Genomic DNA, 19,323 nt, shown 5'->3' on the forward strand with positions numbered 1-19,323 from the left:
GTTCCGCCTCGCTCAGCTCAGCCTGATCCGTGGATCCAAGTATGCGTACAAGATGTCGACGATCATGCTGAGGAGCACGTACACCAGCACGGCGAACGTCACGATCGCCATGATCACGGGGTTGTTGTTCTGCAGGATCGACCGGTACAGCAGGAAGCCTATGCCGTTGTACTGGAACAGCGTCTCGGTGATGATCGCGCCGCCCAGCAGCACGCCGATGCCGATGCCCACGTAGGTCACGACGGGGATGATCGAGTTCCGGAACGCGTGCTTCATGATCACGGTGCGCTCGCCGAGGCCCTTGGCCCGGGCGGTGCGGATGTAGTCCATCCGCAGCACCTCCAGCATGGAGCCGCGCATGAGCCGCGCGATGAACGCCGCGTCGACGATCGCGAGGGTCAGTGCGGGGAGCAGCACTTCCGCGTACCACGGCGCCGTTTCGGTGAACGTTCTCGGTACCTGCGGGAATATCCAGACCCCGGAGACGGTCTGGCGCAGCCAGACGCCGATCACGAAGGTCGGCACGCCGATGGCGAGGGTGGTCACGATGGTGACCAGGACGTCCCAGAAGGAGTACCGCCAGACGGCGGCGATGATGCCGGCGACCACACCGATGACGATGTCGATGATGATCGCGATCAGCGCCAGCCGCGCGGTGTTGGGCAGGGCCGCGCCCAGCATCTCGGACACCGGGCGGCGCTGGTTCAGGTCGATGCCCAGGTCGCCGGTCACGAGGTTGCCCAGGTAGGTCAGGTACTGCATCGGCAGGGACTGGTCCATGCCGAACTTCTCACGCAGGATCGCTTGGGTCTCGGGCGGCACCACCTTGTCGCCGGTGGAGGCGAACGGGTCCCCGAGCACGAACAGACCGATGAACAGCAGGATCGTCGCCGCGATCACGACCATGACGGCCTGGGCGAGCCTGCGGATTACGAACTTCCCCATTGGTTAGCGCCGGCTTTCTTCAGCGTTGCGTTCCCGAAACCCCGTCCCTGTTTGGAATCGAGGTCCCAACCCGATGGTGGCCGTGGTCCGGCGTACGGACCACGGCCACCCAGGGTATTCAGTTACTTGATGCTGATCTCGTAGAGGTCAGGGTTCTCGCTGAAGTCCATGCGCAGGTTGATGAACTTCTCGGTGTTCGCCAGACGGTGCTGGGTGCGGTTCCACAGCGGGATCAGCGCCTGGTCGTCGGCGATCGCGATCTTCTCCGCCTCCTGGTACTTCTTCGTCCGCTCCGCCTCGTCCTTCGACGCCCGGCCTTCCTTCAGCAGGTCGTCGAACTTCGAGTTGCTGTAGCGGCCGCGGTTGTCACCCAGGACCGGCTCGGTCGGGCCCGCGCCGATGGAGGACGTCGCCAGCAGCGGCGAGAGGAAGTTCTCCGGCGTCGGGTAGTCGGCGCCCCACGCGGCACGGTAGATACCGGTCGCGCCCGGCTGCTGCTCGTTGTTCAGCAGGTCGGTGAACTGGACACCGGACAGGTTGACCTTCAGGCCCAGGTTGGTCTCGAGCTGGTCCTTGACCGCCGCGGTCCACTCCTCGTGCCCCGCGTCGACGTTGAACTGGAAGTTCAGCTCGGTGCCCTCGGTGAGGCCGGCTTCCTTGGCGAGCTTCTTGGCCTCGTCCAGGTTGAAGGTGCAGGCCTCGCAGAGACCCTTCTGGTAGGCGTCCTTGAACACCGGCGGCACGAGCGAGTCGGCCGGGGTCTGCGAGCCCTTGAACACACCGTTGATGATCGCGTTGCGGTCGATCGCCATCGAGAGGGCCTTGCGGGCCTTCACGTCGTCGAGCGGCTTCTGCGTCACCATCACCAGCAGGTAGTTCATGCCGTTGGTGTTGCGGGTGATCCACTGGTCCTGCGGCTCGTAGGTCGCACGGGCCTGCTCGAGCACCGGCGTCGGCATGCGCGCCCAGTCGAAGGAGCCGTTCTGGTAGCCGGCGTACTCGTCGTCGCTACCGTTCGCCGTGATCGTGATCTCGACGGAGTCCAGGTACGCCTTGTGGCCGATCGAGTAGTCCTCGAAGCGCTTGAGCTTGATGCCCTTGTCGTGCTCCCACTTGCCGTCCATCATGAACGGCCCGTTGCCGATGGGGGCCTCGACGTACGCGGTGTTCGTCGTCGGCGAGCCCGCCGTCGACGGCACCGGGCTGAACACCGGGTGGTAGGTGCGGAGGAACCACTCGCAGTTCGGCTCGGTCAGCTTGACGACCAGCTTGGCCGGGTCGGTCGCGGTGACGCCGGAGAGCGCGTTCGCGGTGCCGGCCTGCATCTCGTCGAAGCCCTCGATGCCGGCGAGGTGGTAGGCCACCTCGGACGCCGACGACTTGGCGGCGACGCGCTCCCAGCCGCGCTTGAACGACGCGGAGGTGACTTCCTCACCGTTGTGGAACTTCGTGCCCGTCTTCAGGTCGAAGGTCCACTCGCTGCAGTCGTCGTTCGGCGTCCACTTGTCCGCGACACCGGGCTGCGGCGCACCGTCGGGGTCGACCTGGATCAGACCCGTGTACAGGTACTTGGTGACCAGCAGGCCCTCGGACTCCTGGGCGTTGTACGGGTCGATCGCGGTCGGCTCGGTGATGCCGAAGCGGAACGTGCCGCCCGGCTTGCCTTCCTTGATCTCGACGTCCGGGGTCTCCGGCCAGCCCGCGGACGGGGCGGCGTTGTCGCCACCGCTGTCGCCGGAGCCCTCGTTCGACTTCTGAGAGCAGGCCGTGAGCACCAGCGCGGCAGCCGTGAGGCCGGCCGCGGCCCGGAGCCACGCTTGTTTCCTCATCAAGATAGTTCCTCCATGAGCGAGCACGCACTCGACGAGCGTGCGCCCGGTGTTGTCGTGACACATCGTGCACGGAGCCGGTGGGTACCGCGCGGCGGGGGCCAGGTCGGGGGAAGCACCGTGCAGCCGCGAGGTCGTCTCTTTGTGCTGTGCTGACCACGTGTCATGTCGATCTTGTGACGCGTCGGAGCCCTGTCGCCGACGCACCGTTGCAGGACGGTAGGAACTCCGCATGGCCCCGTCACGGGATTGGGCTTGATCGTGACCAAAGGGTGACACGGTGGTGGCGGCGGGCGATGCCCTGATTACGGCGCGCTGAAAACCGTGGCTGGTAACCGACCAACGGGGGGTTGCCACCTAAAAGGGCGGTTACGCAGTGATGTCCACCTGGGAACCGACCACCGCGCTGAAACGGGAACGGGAAACTGGTAAATCCGGGAACAGTGTGTGCGGCAAATGTGACAGCGCCGTAACCGGGCCGCTTTCGATTAACTCGGGGAACGCTTCCAGAATGCCGCGCCGGCAAACGGTCCGGCGAACCCGGCGCCCGCCGTGACACCTGCCAGCTCGCCGCGCACCGCCAGCACGTCGGCCTCCTGGTAGAGCGGGATCGCGATCGACGCCCGCCACAGCGCCGGTTCCACGGAGGTCAACGCCTCGCTCACGGAGAGTGAACCGGTGAGCGCGGCGTCGATGGTCGGCTGGATCGCCACGTCGCAGTAGCCGGCCGGGTTGACCGGCCGCGGCGGGGTGGCGCTGGTGACGCAGCCGAAGTCGGTGGCCAGCATGGTGGCCGGGTCGCCACCGGTGGGCCGGGAGGTGACCGCGATGTCGACGACCTCGCCCGCGTCGGTGCCGTCGGTGCCGTCGGTCGCGTAGAGCCGCTGGTAGAGCTCGCGGCCGGGCAGCTCGGCGACCTCGGCGGCCACGCCGCCCGCCGCGAGCTGGCGCTGCACGTCCTTCGCGATCCGCACGTCGGCCGGCCGCTCCTCGGCGGCGCCGATGACCAGCTCGAGCGGCCTGCCGTCACGGGCCCAGCCCGCGCTGGTCCTGGTGTAGCCGGCGCCGGTGAGCAGGGTCTGCGCGGTGGCCGGGTTGAAGGCGACGGTCCCCGGCTTGGTCGCCGTGTAGCCGGGCGCGGTCGGCGCGAGCACCTGCGCGTCGGCGCGCAGCTGCGCGGCCGGGCCGTTGCCGGTGCCGACGGTCACCAGCTGCGTGCGGTCCAGCATGGCGACCAGCGCCTGGCGCACCGGCAGGTCGGTGAGCTGCTGGGACGGCCGCAGGTACACGGTGGTCACGGACGGCCGCGCCACCGTCGACGTGGCGACGTCGGGTGCGAGGTCGCCGATGGTCTTGGCGCCGACCGAGTCGGTGCGCACCAGCGCCATCTGGTCGTGGCCCTGCGCCAGCGCGTCGACCAGCGTGTCCTGTTCCGTGCGCCGCAGCACGATCCGGTCTAGCGTGGCGGGCTGCTCCCAGTACCGGTCGTTGCGCTCCAGCACGACCTCGCCGCGGTCGTTGTCCAGCGTCTTGACCGTGAACGGGCCCGCGGTGGTCGGGAAGTTCGTCTGCAGCGCACCCGCCCAGCCGCCGGGCGCGTCCTTGAGGATGTGCGCGGGCAGCAGGTTGTCGAACAGCGTCCGCCACCCCGGGTAGGGCTCGCTGAACACCACCTCGACGACCTTGCCGCCGTCGCGGGCGTTGATGTCGGAGATCAGCCGGTAGCCCGCCGAGTCGACCACGCCGGGCTGGCTCGTCATCTGCTCGCGCAGGTAGACGAAGTCCTCGGCGGCCACCGGCGCCGCGTCGGACCAGGAGGCGTCGGCGCGGATCTGGTAGGTGACGGTGTACGGCTCGGACTTGGTGACCGCGGCCGACGTCATCAGCGTCCGGTCGAGCCGGGGCGTGCCGTCGGGGCCGGGCCGGAACACCGACGGCAGCAGCAGCGTCGACAGCGCCGTGGTGATGGCGGACTGGTCGGCGAAGTTGTGCGGGTTGTAGCCCCCGGCGATCGTGTCGACCCCGACCACGACCTCGCCCGTGTCCACCGGGGTGTTCGCCGGCGAGGAGATCGGGGTGTCCACCAGCCGGGGCGCCGGGGTGCAGCCGGCTGTCGCGACCAGGACGGCGACCAGCGCGACGAACGCGAGCAGCACCTTCCGCAACAGCTTCACCTCCCCACCCCGGAACCCTGCCATCCTCCCGAATCGACGTGTCAGGTGGCTACCGGGTTCCGGGTTCAGGCGTCGCGTGCCTTTTCCCGCGCCTTGGCCCGGCCGCGCTGGGTGCTGTCGAGGATGACCTTGCGGATCCGCACGACGTCCGGCGCGACCTCGACGCACTCGTCGGGGGCGCAGAACTCGAGCGCCTCCTCCAGCGCCAGCTTGCGCGGGCGGGCGAGCCGCTCCAGCTCGTCACCGGTGGAGGAGCGCATGTTGGTGAGCTTCTTCTCCCTGGTGACGTTGACGTCCAGGTCCTCGGCACGCGGGTTCTCGCCGACGACCATGCCCTCGTACACGTCCGCGCCGGGCTCGACGAAGAACGTGCCCCGGTCGGCCAGCTGGATCATGGCGTAGCTGGTGACCGAGCCGGACCGGTCGGCGACGAGCGAACCGGAGTGGCGGCCGCGGATCTGGCCCGCCCACGGGAAGTAGCCCTCGAAGATGGCGTTCGCGATGCCGGTGCCGCGGGTCTCGGTGAGGAAGTCGGTGCGGAAGCCGATCAGGCCGCGCGACGGCACGACGTACTCGACCTTCACGCGCCCGGTGCCGTGCCCGCCCATGTGCTCGAGGCGGCCCTTGCGGGCGGCGAGCAGCTGGGTGATCGCGCCGAGGTGCTCCTCCGGCGCGTCGACCGTGAGCCGCTCGAACGGCTCGCACAGCTGGCCGTCGATCTTCTTGGTGACCACCTCGGGGCGGCCGACGGTCAGCTCGAAGCCCTCGCGGCGCATGGTCTCGACGAGGATCGCGAGCGCCAGCTCACCTCGGCCCTGCACCTCCCAGGCGTCCGGCCGCTCGGTCGGCAGGACCCGCACGGACACGTTGCCGACCAGCTCGGAGTCGAGCCGGTTCTTCAGCAGCCGCGCGGTCAGCTTGGTGCCGCCGTTGCGGCCGGCGAGCGGGGAGTTGTTCACGCCGATGGTCACCGAGATCGCGGGCTCGTCGACGTGGATGCGGGGCAGCGGCTCCGGGTCGGCCGGGTCGGCGAGCGTGTCGCCGATGGTGATCTCCGGGATGCCCGCGATCGCGACGATGTCGCCGGCCTCGGCGCTCGCGGCGGGCACCCGCTCCAGGGCCTGCGTGAGCAGCAGTTCCGTGATCTTGACGGTGGTGACGCTGCCGTCCTCGCGGCACCACGCGACCTGCTGGCCCTTGCGGATGGTGCCGGAGTGGACGCGGCACAGCGCGATGCGGCCGAGGAAGCTGGACGCGTCGAGGTTCGTGACCAGCGCGCGCAGCGGCGCCTCCGGGTCGCCCGACGGCGGCGGCACGTGCTCGAGCAGCACGTCGAACAGCGGGTCGAGGTTCTCGCTGTCCGGCAGGCCGCCGTCGGCGGGTGCGGTGAGCGACGCGCGGCCCGCGCGGGCGGAGGCGTAGACGACCGGCAGGTCGAGGATGTTGGTGTCGATCGTGTCCAGCTCGGTCGCGAGGTCGAGCAGCAGGTCGTGCGTCTCGGCGACGACCTCCTCGATGCGCGCGTCCGGCCGGTCCACCTTGTTCACCACGAGCACGACGGGCAGGCCGGCGGCGAGCGTCTTGCGCAGCACGAACCGGGTCTGGGGCAGCGGGCCCTCGCTCGCGTCGACGAGCAACACGACGCCGTCCACCATGGACAGGCCGCGCTCGACCTCACCGCCGAAGTCCGCGTGGCCGGGGGTGTCGATCACGTTGATCGTGACCGGACCGTCCGGCGTCTCGCGGTGCACGGCGGTGTTCTTCGCGAGGATCGTGATGCCCTTCTCGCGTTCCAGGTCGCCGGAGTCCATGACCCGGTCCACGGGTTCGGCGCGGGACGAGAAGGCGCCGGTCTGGCGGAGCATCGCGTCGACGAGCGTGGTCTTGCCGTGGTCGACGTGCGCGACGATCGCGACGTTGCGGAGGTCGGTCCTGGCGATCGCGGGCGAGATCGTGTCGGTGGCGGGCACGCGCGTGCTCCTGATTCATGGTCTGGCGTCATTGGCTGCGCGCGGAACGTTCGTCGCGGCGCGAGTTCGAGGATAGCCGCCCTGGGTGGCGTCCCGGGGAAAGGTTAGCTTAACCTTGCTCGGTTGGCCGTCGAGTGGGAGTCGAGGTGGGCAAGCAGAAGACGCCCGCGGACTACGTGCGGAAGTGGACGAAGGCCGGCAAGGTGAAGAAGAAGTGCTGCCGGTCGAAGTCCCGCTGCAAGAAGTGCCCGGTGCTGGCTCTCAAGCGCGCCAAGGTGAAGGTCGCGAGGAAGGCCGCCTAGTGGCCTATACTCGGCGCATGCGCAACGTCACCACCATGTGGTGGACCGCCTGACGGCGGCCGAGTTCCTGTTGCGTTGACCACAGGCCGCCCGACCGGGCGGCCTTTCTGCTTCTCCAGGGGCCCCGGGCGGGTGGCCCCGACCTCGAGGAGAGCGTCCGATGACCCGCCTTTCCGGCATCACCCCGTCCGGGCACGTCCACGTCGGCAACTACCTGGGGGCCGTCCGCCGCTGGGCGCGGGAGGGCGGGCCGGACGACCTGTTCTTCGTGTCCGACCTGCACGGCATGACCACGCCGTACCACCCGCAGAAGCTGCGGTCGCGGACCAGCGAGATGCTCGCCGTCCTCATCGCGTCGGGCATCGAGCCGGACACCGTGTTCGTGCAGTCCGACCTGCTGCCGCAGCTCGGCCCGCTGACGTGGGTGCTGGAGTGCGCGTGCGCGTTCGGCGAGGCGGCGCGGATGACCCAGTTCAAGGAGAAGAGCACCGACCGCACCCACGAGGGCACGCCGGTGCGGGTCGGCCTGTTCACCTACCCGGTGCTGATGGCCGCCGACATCCTCCTGCAGGGCGCCGACGACGTGCCGGTCGGCGAGGACCAGGCCCAGCACGTGGAGCTGGCGCGGGTGCTGGCCAGGCGGTTCAACAGCACGTACGGGGAGGCGTTCGTGGTGCCCCGTGCGACCACGCCGCCCGCGGGCGCGCGGATCAAGGACCTGTCCGATCCCACGCGCAAGATGGACAAGTCGGCCCGCGACGCGGCGGGTGTCCTGTTCGTCATGGACGAGCCGGACCTGGTGCGGCGCAAGGTGAAACGCGCGGTGACCGACAGCCTCGGGCGGCTGGAGTACCGGCCGGACGAGCAGCCGGGGCTGGCGAACCTGCTGGAGATCCTGGGCGCCTGCCTCGGCAAGTCGCCCCGCGAGGTGGTGAGCGGCTACTCGACCTACGGCGAGGTGAAGGAGGCGGTCGCGGAGGCGGTGGTCGAGGAGCTGCGGCCGGTCCGCGAACGCACCGGGGACCTGCTGGCCGACCCGGCGGAGCTGGACCGGATCCGCCGGGTCGGTGGCGAACGCGCCGCGGAACGGGGTGCCCACCGCCTGAGCACGGTGCTCCGCCTGGCCGGCGTGGCGTGACCGTCCGGAAAGGCGCGTTCAGGGCGTTCGACGTCCCGGACGCGCCTTTCCGGGCACCCCGCGCAGCAGGCGGCGCAGGGCGGGCAGCAGCACCCGGTCGGCCGGTAGCCACGGCACCGAACCCAGCTGCCCGGCCGTGAGCCACCGCAGGTCGGCGTGGTCGTGCGGGTGCGGCCGCGCGTGCTCGTCGACCAGCGCGGCCCGGTAGATCCGCAACAGCATCCCGTTCGGCAGCGCGACGTCCGGCCCGACGGGCGCCCCGACCGCGACCTCGACACCCAGCTCCTCGGCGCACTCCCGCGCCACGGCGTCCTCATCGGACTCGCCGGGCTCGACCCGGCCGCCCGGCAGCTCCCACAGCCCGGCCGCTTCCGGGGGGTACGACCGCTGCTGCGCCAGCAGGCACCCGTCCCGCACGACCGCGGTGCCCACCACGACCGGCGCGGCCACCAGCCCCAGCGCGCGTGCCCGCACGCCGGCGGCCAGCGACGTCAGCACCGCCAGCACCCGCGACCGGTGCGCGAGCATCCCGCCCGCCGCCCGCCACGTCGCCGAGCACGTCACCAGCGTCCCGGCCGGGGTGGCCGTCAGCCGCACGTCCAGCCGGCACGCCCGCCACCCGCGCACGGCCACCGCCGCCCACCCGTCGACGTCGGCGTACACGGGCCGGAACCGGCCGCCCAGCAGCGGGAACTCGTCCACGAACGCGGGCAGCGCGGCGGACACGACCCGCCGCGGCACGTCGTCGACCAGCGCGGTCGTCCGGAGGATCACGTCAGCGCCCGCCACCGCACCTGGAACCGCGCGCCGCCCTCCGGCGACTCGGTCACCTTCACCGCGCCGCCCCGCCGCCGCACGACCTCCGCCACCAGCGCCAGCCCGAGCCCGGCGCCGCCGGAGTCCCGCGACCGGTCGTCCTGCACGCGGTAGAACCGGTCGAACACCCGCTCCCGGTGCTCCGGCGCGATGCCGTGCCCGTCGTCGTCGACCACGAGCCACACGGTGTGCGCCCGCGACAGCACGGTCACGGTGATCCGCGCGCGGGCGTGCCGGGCGGCGTTGCGCAGCAGGTTGTCCAGCACCAGGTCGACCTCGGCGGGCGCGGCCTCCACCCAGCACGCCCCCGGCGCGAGGTGCGTGCCGACCACGGGACCGCCCGGCGGCAGCCGGTCGATCGCCGCACGCGCCGCCGCCACCACGTCCACGGGCATCGCGGCGGGCCACTCGCCCGCGTCCGACCGCGCGAGCGCGAGCAGCCCGTCGACCAGCGCCGACAGCCGCTCCGACTCGACCACCACGTCCGCGAGCACCTCCTGCGACAGCTCCGGGTCCGGGTTCGCGACGGCCACCTCGGCCTGCACCCGGATCGACGCCACCGGCGAGCGCAGCTCGTGCGCGGCGTCGCCGGTGAACCTGCGCAGCCGCGCGGACGCCTCGTCCCGCCGTGCCAGCAGCGCGTTCAGCGCCGCCGCTAGGGATCGCAGCTCGTCGTGCGCACTGGGCAGCGGCAACCGCCGCCCGGCCGGGAGCCGCGCCGCCGCGGCCCGCATCCGCTCCACGGGCCGCAGCGCGGACCGCACGGAGAACCACGTCGCGATGCCACCGGCCGCCGACCCGATCAGCGCGGCCACCACCAGCCAGTCGAACGCGCGGTGCTGCGCCGCCCAGTACCCGGTGAGGATCGTGCCGACGACCACGAGCCGCTGCGACCCGTCCGGTGCGGTCGCGACCGTGCCGAGCCAGCGGCGCGGCGGGTCCTCCGACAGCCGCAGCACCGGCGTGCCCGCCTTCAGCGCCCGCAGCTCACCCGGCGACAGCGGCGGCGGCTCGGCGCCGTCGACCGGGGTGCCCGCGGTGTCGAGCACGCGGGCCTCCATGCCGACCGGCCCGGCGTCGGCGGGCCGCCCGGCACGCACGTCGGCGAGCGCGGTGTCCAGGATCGGCCGCAGCTGCTCGTCGGCGGCCGTGACCAGCAGCGGGCCGATCAGCCTGCTCGTCACGAACGCGAGCGTCAGGAACACGACGAGCGTCACCGCCGTGCCGACGGTGGTGATCCGGAACCGCAGCGACCGGCGCAACCACAGCCGCCCGAACACGCGGCCCAGAACTCCGCTCACCTGGTCTTGGGCTCCAGAACGGCGTCCAGCTCGGAGGAGGACGCCAGGTAACCGTGACCACGCACGGTACGCACGATGCCACCCGCGCCCGCCGCGTCCAACTTGCGGCGCAGGTAGCCCACGTACACCTCGACGGCGTTGCGGGTGGCGGCCAGCTCGTCCCCCCACACGGTCTTCAGCAGCTCGTCCTTGGTCACGACCGCACCCGCCCGGCTGACCAGCACCTCCAGCACCGCGAACTCGCGCGGCGACAGCGGCACCAGCTCACCGGCGAACCGCACCTCGCGCACGGCCCGGTCCACGATCAGCTCGCCGACCTTCAGCCGCCGCTCCGCGCCCTCCGCCGCCCCGCGTCGCAGCACGGCCCTGACCTGCGCGACCAGCACGACGAACGAGAACGGCTTCACCACGTACCCGTCGGCGCCGAGGTCGAGGCCGTCGGCCTGGTCGATCTCGCCGTCCTTCGCCGACACCAGCAGGACGGGGGTCGTGACGCCTTCCGCGCGCAGCGCCTGGAGCACCCGGTAACCGGACAGGCCGGGCAGCATGATGTCCAGCAGGATCACGTCGAACGCGCCCGTGCGCGCGATGTCCAGCGCGGACGGGCCGTCGGCCGCGGTGACGACGTCCATGCCCTCCGCCCCCAGCCCGCGCTGCAGCGCACGCCGGACCCCCAGCTCGTCGTCGACCACCAGCACGCGCGGCTTCATGCGCACAGCATGCCCGGTGACCCCTGTTCAGTGGGCGGCCGTCTCAGCACACTCTCAGGTTGGGGCCCGCTCTCAGGCCCATCTCAGTAACCGTGGTGGAACCTTGGGTTCACAGGCAAGTGAGAGGGGTGCTAATGAACTCCAGGAAGACGGCGCTGTCGTTCGCGGCAGCGGGTACCGCCGCCGGGGTCATCGGGCTGGTGGTGCTGGCGTCGCCGGCGGGTGCTGGGGAGGCGCCGCCCGCGTTGCCGCCGGTCAGCGCGGAGGCACTGGTCGAGTCCGTGCTCGAGACGGACGCGATCCCGGCGCTCGCCGGGTCGGTCGCGGTCGAGAACAACCTCGGCCTGCCGATCCCGGGCGTGCCGCAGAGCAGCGGCGACGGCGACGCGATCCAGGTGTGGTCGGACGGCACCGGCAAGGGCCGCCTCGCGGTCGCCGGCCGCGAGAGCGAGACCACGATCGTGGACGACGGCTCGACCGTGTGGGTGTGGAACTCCGCCGACCGGTCGGTCACGAAGGTCCCGCACCAGGAGGGTGTGGCGGAGAAGCCCATGGAGGGCAAGTTCGCCGACCCGGCGGCCGCCGCCAAGGAGCTGGTGACCGCCATGCGGCAGGACTCGACGGTGTCCGTGGACGGCACCGCGCGCGTCGCCGGCCGGCCGGTCTACCAGCTGGTCCTGGCGCCGAAGCCGACGGAGAAGACGCTGCTGCGCGAGATCCGCGTGTCCGTCGACTCCGAGCTGCGGATCCCGCTGCAGCTGGAGGTGCTGGCCAACGGCCAGGCCGACCCGGCCGTGAAGGTCGGCTTCACCGAGTTCACCTCGGGTGCGCAGGACCCGGAGCTGTTCACGTTCACGCCGCCCGCCGGCGCGACCGTCGCCGAGAAGGACGTGCCGGAGCAGGTCCACGGCAAGTCGGTCGACGACTGGCTGTCGCAGGCGGACCTGAAGACCGTCGGCCGCGGCTGGGACATCGTGGCCACCGGCAAGGTGCCCGCCGACGCGCTCGCGGCCGCCGAGGGCATGTCCGCCCGGAACGGCCAGGACGCGTTCGCGCTGCTCGGCACGTTCGGCAAGGAGGTCCACGGTGACTTCGGCACCGGCTACGTGATCTCCACCAGCGTCGGCACCGCCCTGATCACCGAGGACGGCAAGGTCGCGATCGGCGCCGTGCCCGAGGCAGTGGTCGTGGAAGCCATCAAGACGGTCAAGTGAGTACCGTCACCGGCATGACGATCGGAGAGGAGGCCCCCGCGGTGAGCGCCGCGGGGGCCCCCGCCCGCCTGGCGGCCCGCACCCGCAACCTGCGGAAGGTGTACGGGAAGACCGTCGCGGTCGATCATGTCGACCTGGACGTGCCGATGGGCGCGGTGCTCGGCATGCTCGGCCCGAACGGCTCCGGCAAGACCACCACGATCCGCATGCTGCTCGGGCTGGTGCTGCCCACGGCGGGCACGGTCGAGCTGCTCGGCCACAAGATGCCCGAGGGCGCGGGCTGGGCGTTGCCGGAGGTGGGCGCGCTGGTCGAGGGCCCCGGGTTCCACCCGTTCCTGTCCGGACGGGAGAACCTGCTGCGGGTGGCGGCCGCCGAGCCGCGGCTCGCGTCGAAGGACATCCCGCGCGCGGTCGGGCAAGCCCTCGAACGGGTCGGCCTGTCGGCGGCGGCGAACCGCAGGTACCGGGGCTACTCGCTCGGCATGAAGCAGCGGCTCGGCCTGGCGTCGGCGCTGCTGATCCCGCGCCGGTTCGTGGTGCTGGACGAGCCGACGAACGGGCTCGACCCGGCGGGCACGCGCGAGGTGCGTGCCGTGATCGCCGACCTGCACGCGGCGGGCACGACGGTGCTCGTGTCGTCGCACCTGCTGGCCGAGGTGGAGGCGACCTGCACGCACGTGGCCGTGCTGCACCGCGGTTCGGTGGTGGCTCAGGGGGAGCTCACCGAGCTGCTGGAGGCGGGCGACTCGGGACTGCTGGTGTCCACACCGGACGTGCAGGTGGCCGTGGACGCGTTGCGGGACAACCGCATCCCGGCACGGGAGGCGCCGAACGGCGTGCAGGTCGACCTGGCCGCGACCACCGCGCCGGACGTCGTGGCGACGCTCGTGCGCGCCGGGGTGGCGGTGCACGAGGTGCGCAGGCAGCGGACCGGGCTGGAGGAGCTGTTCGCGCGGCTCACCGAGTCCGCGGAACAGGGCGGCGGGTTGTCCGAAGTGGACACGTTCGAGGAGGTGGCCGATGACGCTCGCCGTTGACGCGCCCATCGTCACCGAACAGCGGACGAAGGCGCCGGTCGGGCGGCTGTTGCGGGCCGAGCTGCGGTTCATGATCCGCAGGCCGCGCACGCTGGTCGCGCTCGGCGTGCTCGCCGTGGCGCCGGTCATCGCCGCGATCGCCATGTCCGTCGCCACGACCACCGCCGAGAGCGGCAACGGCGGCCCGGCCGTCGAGAGCATCGCCTCGCTGGTCGCGGGCAACGGGCTGATCCTGCCGGTGTTCCTGCTGCTGCTGTCGCTGGCGATGATGCTGCCGCTGCTGGGATCCATGTGGTCGGCGGACGCGCTCGCCGGCGAGGCGCAGACGGGTGCGCTGCGCGGGCTGCTGCTCGCACCGGTCGGCCGGGCGCGGCTGCTCGCGGTGAAGGCGTTCGGCGTGGCCGTGCTGTCGCTGCTCGCGGTGGTGATCGTCGCGGTCGTGTCGACCGTCGCGGGCCTCGCGATCCTCGGCGGCGACGGCATGCTGACCATGTCCGGGAACGTGCTGCCGCTCGGCGAGTCGCTCGGCCGGATCGCGTTGCTGACCGCGCTGGTGACCGTGCAGGTGTGGGCGGTCGCGGCGGTCGCGCTGGCGGTCTCGGCGGCGACCGAGCACCCGCTGGTGGTGCTGGCGTCCACGCTCGGCGGGATCATCGTGTTCACGATCCTCGGCAACATCCCCGCGCTGGACTGGCTGCACCCGGTGCTGCTGACCGACGCGTGGGAGTCGCTCGGCGACGTGATCCGCGACCCCATGCCGACGGACGGGATCGTCAACGCGGTCCTGCGTGCCGTCTGCTACCTGGTGATCGGCTACTCACTCGCCTTGGCGCGCGTCTCGACCAAGGACGGCTAACCCGTCGGGGTCCAACCTCAGGTGGACGCGGTCGCCCGGCGTCTCCGCGATCGCGGCGACGGCGTCCACCACCTGGTCGGTCCCGTCCAGGCGCACCTGCAGCCGCACGTGGTCGCGGCGGTGCACGGACCGCAGCAGCTTGCCGCTCACACCGTTGCCGGCCAGCCGCAACGCGTTGGGCCGCAGGCCGAGCGTGACGTCGCCGTCCGGCGCCCACGGCAGGCCGGCCGACCCGAGATCGCAGGTGACGGTGCCGTCGGCGACGGTCGCGGGCAGGAACAGCCCGCAGCCCAGGAAACGTGCGGTGTCCTCGTCGACGGGCCGCCGCCACACCTCCTCGGGTGGGCCGGTCTGGACGATCCGCCCCGTGCGCATCACCGCGACCCGGTCGGCGAGCGTGAACGCCTCGTCGTGGTCGTGCGTCACCACCAGTGCCGTCGCCCCCGCCACCCGCAGCAGGCCGGCGAGGTCCATGGCGAGCTGCTCGCGCAGGGCCCGGTCCAGCGCGGACAGCGGCTCGTCGAGCAGCAGCAGCCGCGGCCGCGGCGCCAGCGCGCGGGCGAGCGCGACACGCTGCGCCTCACCCCCGGACAGCTCGGTGACCTTGCGCTTCTCGTACCCGGCGAGCCCGACGAGCTCGAGCAGCTCCGCGACCCGCTCCGCCCGGTTGCCCATCCGCCGCATCCGCAACCCGAACGCCACGTTCCCGGCCACGTCCCGGTGCGGGAAGAGCTGCCCGTCCTGGAACACGAGCCCGAACCCCCGCCGGTGCACGGGCACGTCGGCAAGATCGGTGCCGTCCCACCGGACCGTGCCCCCGGCAACGGGCTCCAACCCGGCAACGGCCCGCAACAACGTCGACTTCCCACACCCGGAAGGCCCGAGCAGCGCCACCACCTCACCGTCGGCAACCCCAAGGTCCACACCGGACACCGCAACGAGCGCCCCATACCGCACGGAAACCCCGTCAACCCCCAACATCAGACCCCCACCCCCCGCGAGTCCCCCGTTCCGACCCCGCGAGTCTCCCGCCCAGAACCCGCGAGTCTCCCGTTCGGAACGCGCGAGTCTCCCGTTCCGGACGCGCGAGTCTCCCGTTCGGAACGCGCGAGTCTCCCGTTCCGAACGGGCGAGTCTCCCGTTCGGAACCCGCGAGTCGGCGGTTCGCGCAATCCCGGGCGTCGCGAACCGCCGACTCGCCGGTCGCGAACGGGAGACTCGCGGGTCGCGAGAGGGCGACTCGCGGGTTCCGAACGGGAGACTCGCGGGGCATCAGAACTCTCCTACCGGGACGCGGACTCGTTCGACGACCGCGACCACGGCGACCGTGACCACGATGAGCAGCGTGCACGCCGCGTACGCCATCTCGTTGTTCAGCTCGCCGGGCCGTGAGATGAGCCGGGCGATCGCGACCGGGAGCGTGGCCGTGTCGGGGCGGGCGAGGAAGCTCGTCGCGCCGAATTCGCCCAGCGCCACCACGAACCCGAACGCGGCCGCGGTGCCCAGCGACCGGCCCGCCATCGGCACGTCGACCTCCCGCCACACCCGCCACGGGCTCGCGCCGAGCGTCGCCGCCGCCTGCCGCAGCCGTTCGTCGATCGACCGCAGCACCGGCAGCACGATGCGGATGACCAGCGGCGTCACCACCAGCGCCTGCGCCAGCGGCACCAGCGCGGCGGACGTGCGCAGGTCGCCCGGCAGCACGTCGAGCGTGATCAGGTAGCCGAAGCCGACGGTCACCGCGGACACGCCGAGCGGCAGCATGAACGCCGTGTCGATGACCTCGACGTACCGCACCCGGTTGCGGGCCAGGGACACCAGCACGACGCTCGCCATGGTGCCGAGCGTGACCGCGATCAGCGTGGCGTCCGTGGCGGCGGCGAGGGAGTTGCGGGCGGCGTCGAAGCCGGAGATGTCGAGCGAGCCCGCGTAGCCGACGCCGGTGAGCGCCCGGTACCCGTCGAGGCCTTCCGCGAACGAGCGCGCGACCAGCGTCGCCACCGGCACGAGCAGCGCCGCGACCACGGTGAACGCGGCCGCCACGACCCACCACTCACCGCCGGACGGCCTGCGCGCGGACTCGGCCTGGCCGCGGAGCCGCAACGCCGTCTCCCTGCGCCGCCTCATGACCGCCCCGATCGACAGCGCCGCCACCACCGCGCCCAGCTGCAGCAGCGACAGCGCGGCCGCCCCGGACAGGTCGAGCAGTTCCACGGTCCGCAGGTAGATCTCGGTCTCGAGGGTCCGCAGCCGCGCGCCGCCGAGGATCAGCACCACCCCGAAGCTGGTGGCGCAGAACAGGAACACGACCGCGGCCGCCGACCCGATCGCCGGTGCGAGCGCGGGCAGCGTGACGCCGGTGAACGTGCGCAGCCGCGACGCGCCCAGCGCGCGGGCGGCGTCCTCGGCCCGCCGGTCGAGGTGGGTCCACAGCCCGGCGACCGTCCGCGCGACAACCGCCACGTTGAAGGACGCGTTGGCGAGCACGATCGCCCACACCCCGCCGTCGGGCAGCAGCGCCCGGAACGCCAGGCCGACCACCACGCTGGGCAGCACGAACGGCACCAGGATGATCACCCGGACGAGCCCGAGTCCCGGCAGCCGCGTCCTGGCCAGCAGGAACGCCACCGGCAGCCCGGCGACGACCGCCACGGCCGTCGCCCCCGCCGCCTGCGCGACGGTGAACCCGACGAGCCGCCACACCTCCGCGGACGCGAGCGTGCCGAGCACGCCGCCCTCCGCGAGGCCGAGCCGCAGGATCGCGACGACCGGCCACACGAAGAAGACGGCGAGGAACCCCAGCGGCACCAGCGCGACGAGCACCAGGCTCGGCTCGGTGCGCCGCTTCGCTCCTCGGCTGCGTGTCATGGGCTCGTTCCGATGGCTCGGGTCTTCTCGGCCTGCGCGGCGTGGCCCGCGCTCGGGGCCGGACGGCGTGTCAGCTCGGGCGGCGGACGCTGCGGCGGCGCCGCCCGCCAGGTCTCAGCCCTGCACGATCGCGCGCCACTCGCCGATCCACCGCTCCCGGTTCTGCTGGATCTCGGCGGGCGGCAGCTCGGCGGAGTCGGACGGCAGCGGCGCGGCCTTCTGCCACGCCTCCGGCAGGGCGACCCCGGCGCGGGCGGGGTACACGTACATCTGCTCCGGCACCTGCGACTGGAACTGCTCCGACAGCAGGAAGTCCATCACCTTCTTCGCGTCGTCGCCGTGCGCGGCGCCCTTCAGCACGCCCGCGTACTCGACCTGCCGGAAGCACGTGCCGAGCACCGCTTTCGTGCGCGGGTTGCCCTGATCGTCCAGCTCGGCGGACGGCGACGACGCGTAGGAGACGACGATCGGCCGCGGCCCCTTGCCGGAGGAGCCGGAGAACTCCTGCGTGTACGCCTCCTCCCAGCCGCTGACGACCTGCACGCCGTTGGCCTTGAGCGCCCGCCAGTGGTCCTGCCAGCCGTCGCCGAGCTTGGCGATGGTGCCGAGCAGGTAGGCGAGGCCGGGCGAGGAGGTCGCCGGGTCCTCGACGACCAGCATGTCCTTGTACTCGGGCTTCACCAGGTCGGCGTAGCCCGCCGGCTCCGGCACGCCCTTGGCCTTGAGCGCGGCCGGGTCGATGTTGAGGCAGACGTCGCCGATGTCGACGGCGGTCAGCCGGTGCGTGTCGTCGATCGCGTAGTCGGCGGGCCCGTCGACGTCGGGGGCGTACGCGGCGAACACGTCCTCGTCGAGCGCGCGGGACGCGAACGTGGTGTCCACGCCGTACGCGACGTCCCCGATCGGGCTGCCCTTGGTGAGCACGAGCTGGTTGGTGAGCGCGCCCGCGTCGCCGAGCTTGCGCACGTCGATCGTGATGCCGGTGTCGTCGGTGAACTTCTTCAGCACGTCGTCGCTCATGGCGAACGAGTCGTGGGTGACGAGCACGACCTTGCGCCCGCCGCTGTCGTCACCGCCCGCGCCCACCGAACATCCGCTCACGGCAAGGGCGCCGACCAGCAGAAACGTGCGTAACCGCATGATGCCTCCTCCCTGCACCGGCATTACCCGGATCAGGTTCGAACGGTCGAGGGCTGCGAGCCCTCCTCTCAGCCCGGCGCTACACCGGACTCCCGTGTGATCACCCGAGCCTACCTGTGCGTTCACGGGTGGGAGGCGTCACCATGGACACATGCCCGAGCTGCTCAGCGAAGAAGAAGTCGGCAAGGCCCTCGGTCACCTGCAGGAGTGGCGCCTGGAGGAGGGCGCGCTGGTCCGCGAGGTGGAGCTGGCGAGCTTCCCGCAGGCCATCCAGGTCGTGAACCGGGTGGCGGAGATCGCCGAGAACGACAACCACCACCCGGACATCGACATCCGCTGGCGCACGCTGACCTTCCGCTGCAGCACCCACTCGGAAGGCGGCATCACCGCCAGCGACACGTCCCTGGCAGAAGAGATCAACGGCGTCCTGGACACCATCCGCAACGCCTGACCCCGCGAGTCACGCCCCCGGACACCGCGAGTCTCGCTCGCACGCACACCGAGTTGTACGTTTCGTGCAGGTGTCGACTGCACGAAACGTACAACTCGCTGTGTACGAGAGCGTGACTCGCGAGGTCTAGTTCAGGGTGGCGGCCAGGATCATGAAGACGGCGAAGATCACGATCATGATCTCCAGCCACAGGATCTTGTTGATGCCGCGCGTCTTCTGGGGCGTGAAGCCGATCGCGCCCTTCATGCCGATGGTGGCGGGGGCGCGGTAGTACACCGTCGTGACCTGGCCCGGCGCGACCTGCACCGGCAGGTACGCGGGTCCGAACTCACCCAGGTACCGCGTGCAGACCTTGACGTTGTAGGTGCCTGCGGGCAGGTCGAACGGCGACGGTCCCCATCTGACGTTCTGCGGCGTCCCGTTGATCTCGATCTTCGGCCCGGTCGCCTTCAGCAGGAACTGCGTCGGCGGGTGCGAGCAGTCGACGACCAGGCGCCCGACGCTGGGCTGCCCGTACGGGTAACCACCGTGTTGCGGTCCGTGCGGCATCGCCATGGCGGTGATTATCCATG

General features: G+C 71.7%; 17 protein-coding genes and 1 riboswitch. Of the genes, 6 read left to right on the plus strand and 11 right to left on the minus strand.

The window, feature by feature from the left end:
- Nucleotides 1–12: 12 nt before the first annotated feature.
- From ACYQ77_RS02275 to typA, 4 genes are all read right to left on the minus strand, one after another.
- Nucleotides 13–945 carry an ABC transporter permease gene (locus ACYQ77_RS02275; RefSeq protein ID WP_459706878.1) on the minus strand — a complete coding sequence of 311 codons (933 nt, stop codon included), beginning with the start codon at nt 943–945 and terminating at the stop codon, nt 13–15.
- 122 nt (nt 946–1,067) lie between these two features.
- Nucleotides 1,068–2,774 carry a peptide ABC transporter substrate-binding protein gene (locus ACYQ77_RS02280; protein WP_459706880.1) on the minus strand — a complete coding sequence of 569 codons (1,707 nt, stop codon included), beginning with the start codon at nt 2,772–2,774 and terminating at the stop codon, nt 1,068–1,070.
- Nucleotides 2,775–3,262: 488 nt separating this feature from the next.
- Entirely contained in the window at nt 3,263–4,948 is a 1,686-nt protein-coding gene (locus ACYQ77_RS02285; protein ID WP_459706882.1) for an ABC transporter family substrate-binding protein, read from the minus strand.
- 65 nt (nt 4,949–5,013) lie between these two features.
- Nucleotides 5,014–6,918, minus strand: coding sequence for a translational GTPase TypA (typA, locus tag ACYQ77_RS02290; RefSeq protein WP_459706884.1), 1,905 nt, complete (start codon nt 6,916–6,918; stop codon nt 5,014–5,016).
- Between the two features lie 146 nt (nt 6,919–7,064).
- Here typA and ACYQ77_RS02295 point away from each other — a divergent pair, with 146 nt between their 5' ends.
- Entirely contained in the window at nt 7,065–7,220 is a 156-nt protein-coding gene (locus tag ACYQ77_RS02295) for a hypothetical protein (protein ID WP_459706885.1), read from the plus strand.
- A gap of 160 nt (nt 7,221–7,380) precedes the next feature.
- Nucleotides 7,381–8,358 (plus strand): tryptophan--tRNA ligase, encoded by a 978-nt coding sequence (gene trpS, locus ACYQ77_RS02300; protein ID WP_459706887.1) that lies wholly within the window; start codon nt 7,381–7,383, stop codon nt 8,356–8,358.
- A gap of 18 nt (nt 8,359–8,376) precedes the next feature.
- On the opposite strand, the gene ACYQ77_RS02305 is transcribed toward trpS, so the two are convergent.
- The 3 genes from ACYQ77_RS02305 to ACYQ77_RS02315 are packed head-to-tail and all read right to left on the minus strand — an operon-like array spanning nt 8,377 to nt 11,185.
- Entirely contained in the window at nt 8,377–9,147 is a 771-nt protein-coding gene (locus tag ACYQ77_RS02305) for a (deoxy)nucleoside triphosphate pyrophosphohydrolase (protein ID WP_459706889.1), read from the minus strand.
- A complete protein-coding gene (locus ACYQ77_RS02310) occupies nt 9,129–10,475 on the minus strand; it encodes a sensor histidine kinase (protein ID WP_459706890.1) in 1,347 nt (448 codons plus the stop codon). The genes ACYQ77_RS02305 and ACYQ77_RS02310 overlap by 19 nt, the downstream gene beginning before the upstream one ends.
- On the minus strand, nt 10,472–11,185 hold the full coding sequence (locus ACYQ77_RS02315; protein ID WP_459706892.1) for a response regulator transcription factor: 714 nt from the start codon (nt 11,183–11,185) through the stop codon (nt 10,472–10,474). Before ACYQ77_RS02315 ends, ACYQ77_RS02310 begins: the two co-directional genes overlap by 4 nt.
- Before the next feature lie 134 nt (nt 11,186–11,319).
- On the opposite strand from ACYQ77_RS02315, the gene ACYQ77_RS02320 reads away from it, so the two are divergent.
- The 3 genes from ACYQ77_RS02320 to ACYQ77_RS02330 are packed head-to-tail and all read left to right on the plus strand — an operon-like array spanning nt 11,320 to nt 14,292.
- Nucleotides 11,320–12,399, plus strand: a complete 1,080-nt coding sequence (locus ACYQ77_RS02320) for a LolA family protein (protein ID WP_459706893.1) — start codon at nt 11,320–11,322, stop codon at nt 12,397–12,399.
- 14 nt (nt 12,400–12,413) lie between these two features.
- Nucleotides 12,414–13,436 carry an ABC transporter ATP-binding protein gene (locus tag ACYQ77_RS02325; protein WP_459706895.1) on the plus strand — a complete coding sequence of 341 codons (1,023 nt, stop codon included), beginning with the start codon at nt 12,414–12,416 and terminating at the stop codon, nt 13,434–13,436.
- Complete coding sequence (locus ACYQ77_RS02330; protein WP_459706897.1) at nt 13,420–14,292, plus strand: ABC transporter permease subunit; 873 nt, start codon at nt 13,420–13,422, stop codon at nt 14,290–14,292. Before ACYQ77_RS02325 ends, ACYQ77_RS02330 begins: the two co-directional genes overlap by 17 nt.
- Here ACYQ77_RS02330 and ACYQ77_RS02335 read toward each other — a convergent pair.
- From ACYQ77_RS02335 to ACYQ77_RS02345, 3 genes are all read right to left on the minus strand, one after another.
- The gene (locus ACYQ77_RS02335; protein ID WP_459706899.1) at nt 14,254–15,273 is read right to left on the minus strand and encodes an ABC transporter ATP-binding protein; all 1,020 of its coding nucleotides are present in this window, start codon (nt 15,271–15,273) and stop codon (nt 14,254–14,256) included. The genes ACYQ77_RS02330 and ACYQ77_RS02335 overlap by 39 nt on opposite strands.
- A gap of 291 nt (nt 15,274–15,564) precedes the next feature.
- The gene (locus ACYQ77_RS02340; protein ID WP_459706901.1) at nt 15,565–17,160 is read right to left on the minus strand and encodes an ABC transporter permease; all 1,596 of its coding nucleotides are present in this window, start codon (nt 17,158–17,160) and stop codon (nt 15,565–15,567) included.
- A 114-nt stretch (nt 17,161–17,274) separates the two neighbouring features.
- Nucleotides 17,275–18,300, minus strand: a complete 1,026-nt coding sequence (locus ACYQ77_RS02345; RefSeq protein WP_459706903.1) for a thiamine ABC transporter substrate-binding protein — start codon at nt 18,298–18,300, stop codon at nt 17,275–17,277.
- Nucleotides 18,292–18,406, minus strand: a riboswitch (TPP riboswitch). Its footprint overlaps the gene before it by 9 nt.
- A 45-nt stretch (nt 18,407–18,451) precedes the next feature.
- Between ACYQ77_RS02345 and ACYQ77_RS02350 the strand changes: the two genes are divergently transcribed.
- Nucleotides 18,452–18,751: a 4a-hydroxytetrahydrobiopterin dehydratase gene (locus tag ACYQ77_RS02350; protein WP_459706905.1), complete on the plus strand. Its 300-nt coding sequence runs from the start codon at nt 18,452–18,454 to the stop codon at nt 18,749–18,751.
- 126 nt (nt 18,752–18,877) lie between these two features.
- Here ACYQ77_RS02350 and ACYQ77_RS02355 read toward each other — a convergent pair whose 3' ends face one another.
- The gene (locus ACYQ77_RS02355; protein ID WP_459706907.1) at nt 18,878–19,306 is read right to left on the minus strand and encodes a hypothetical protein; all 429 of its coding nucleotides are present in this window, start codon (nt 19,304–19,306) and stop codon (nt 18,878–18,880) included.
- Nucleotides 19,307–19,323 lie beyond the last annotated feature (17 nt).

This window comes from Actinophytocola sp. KF-1 (genome assembly GCF_054661535.1).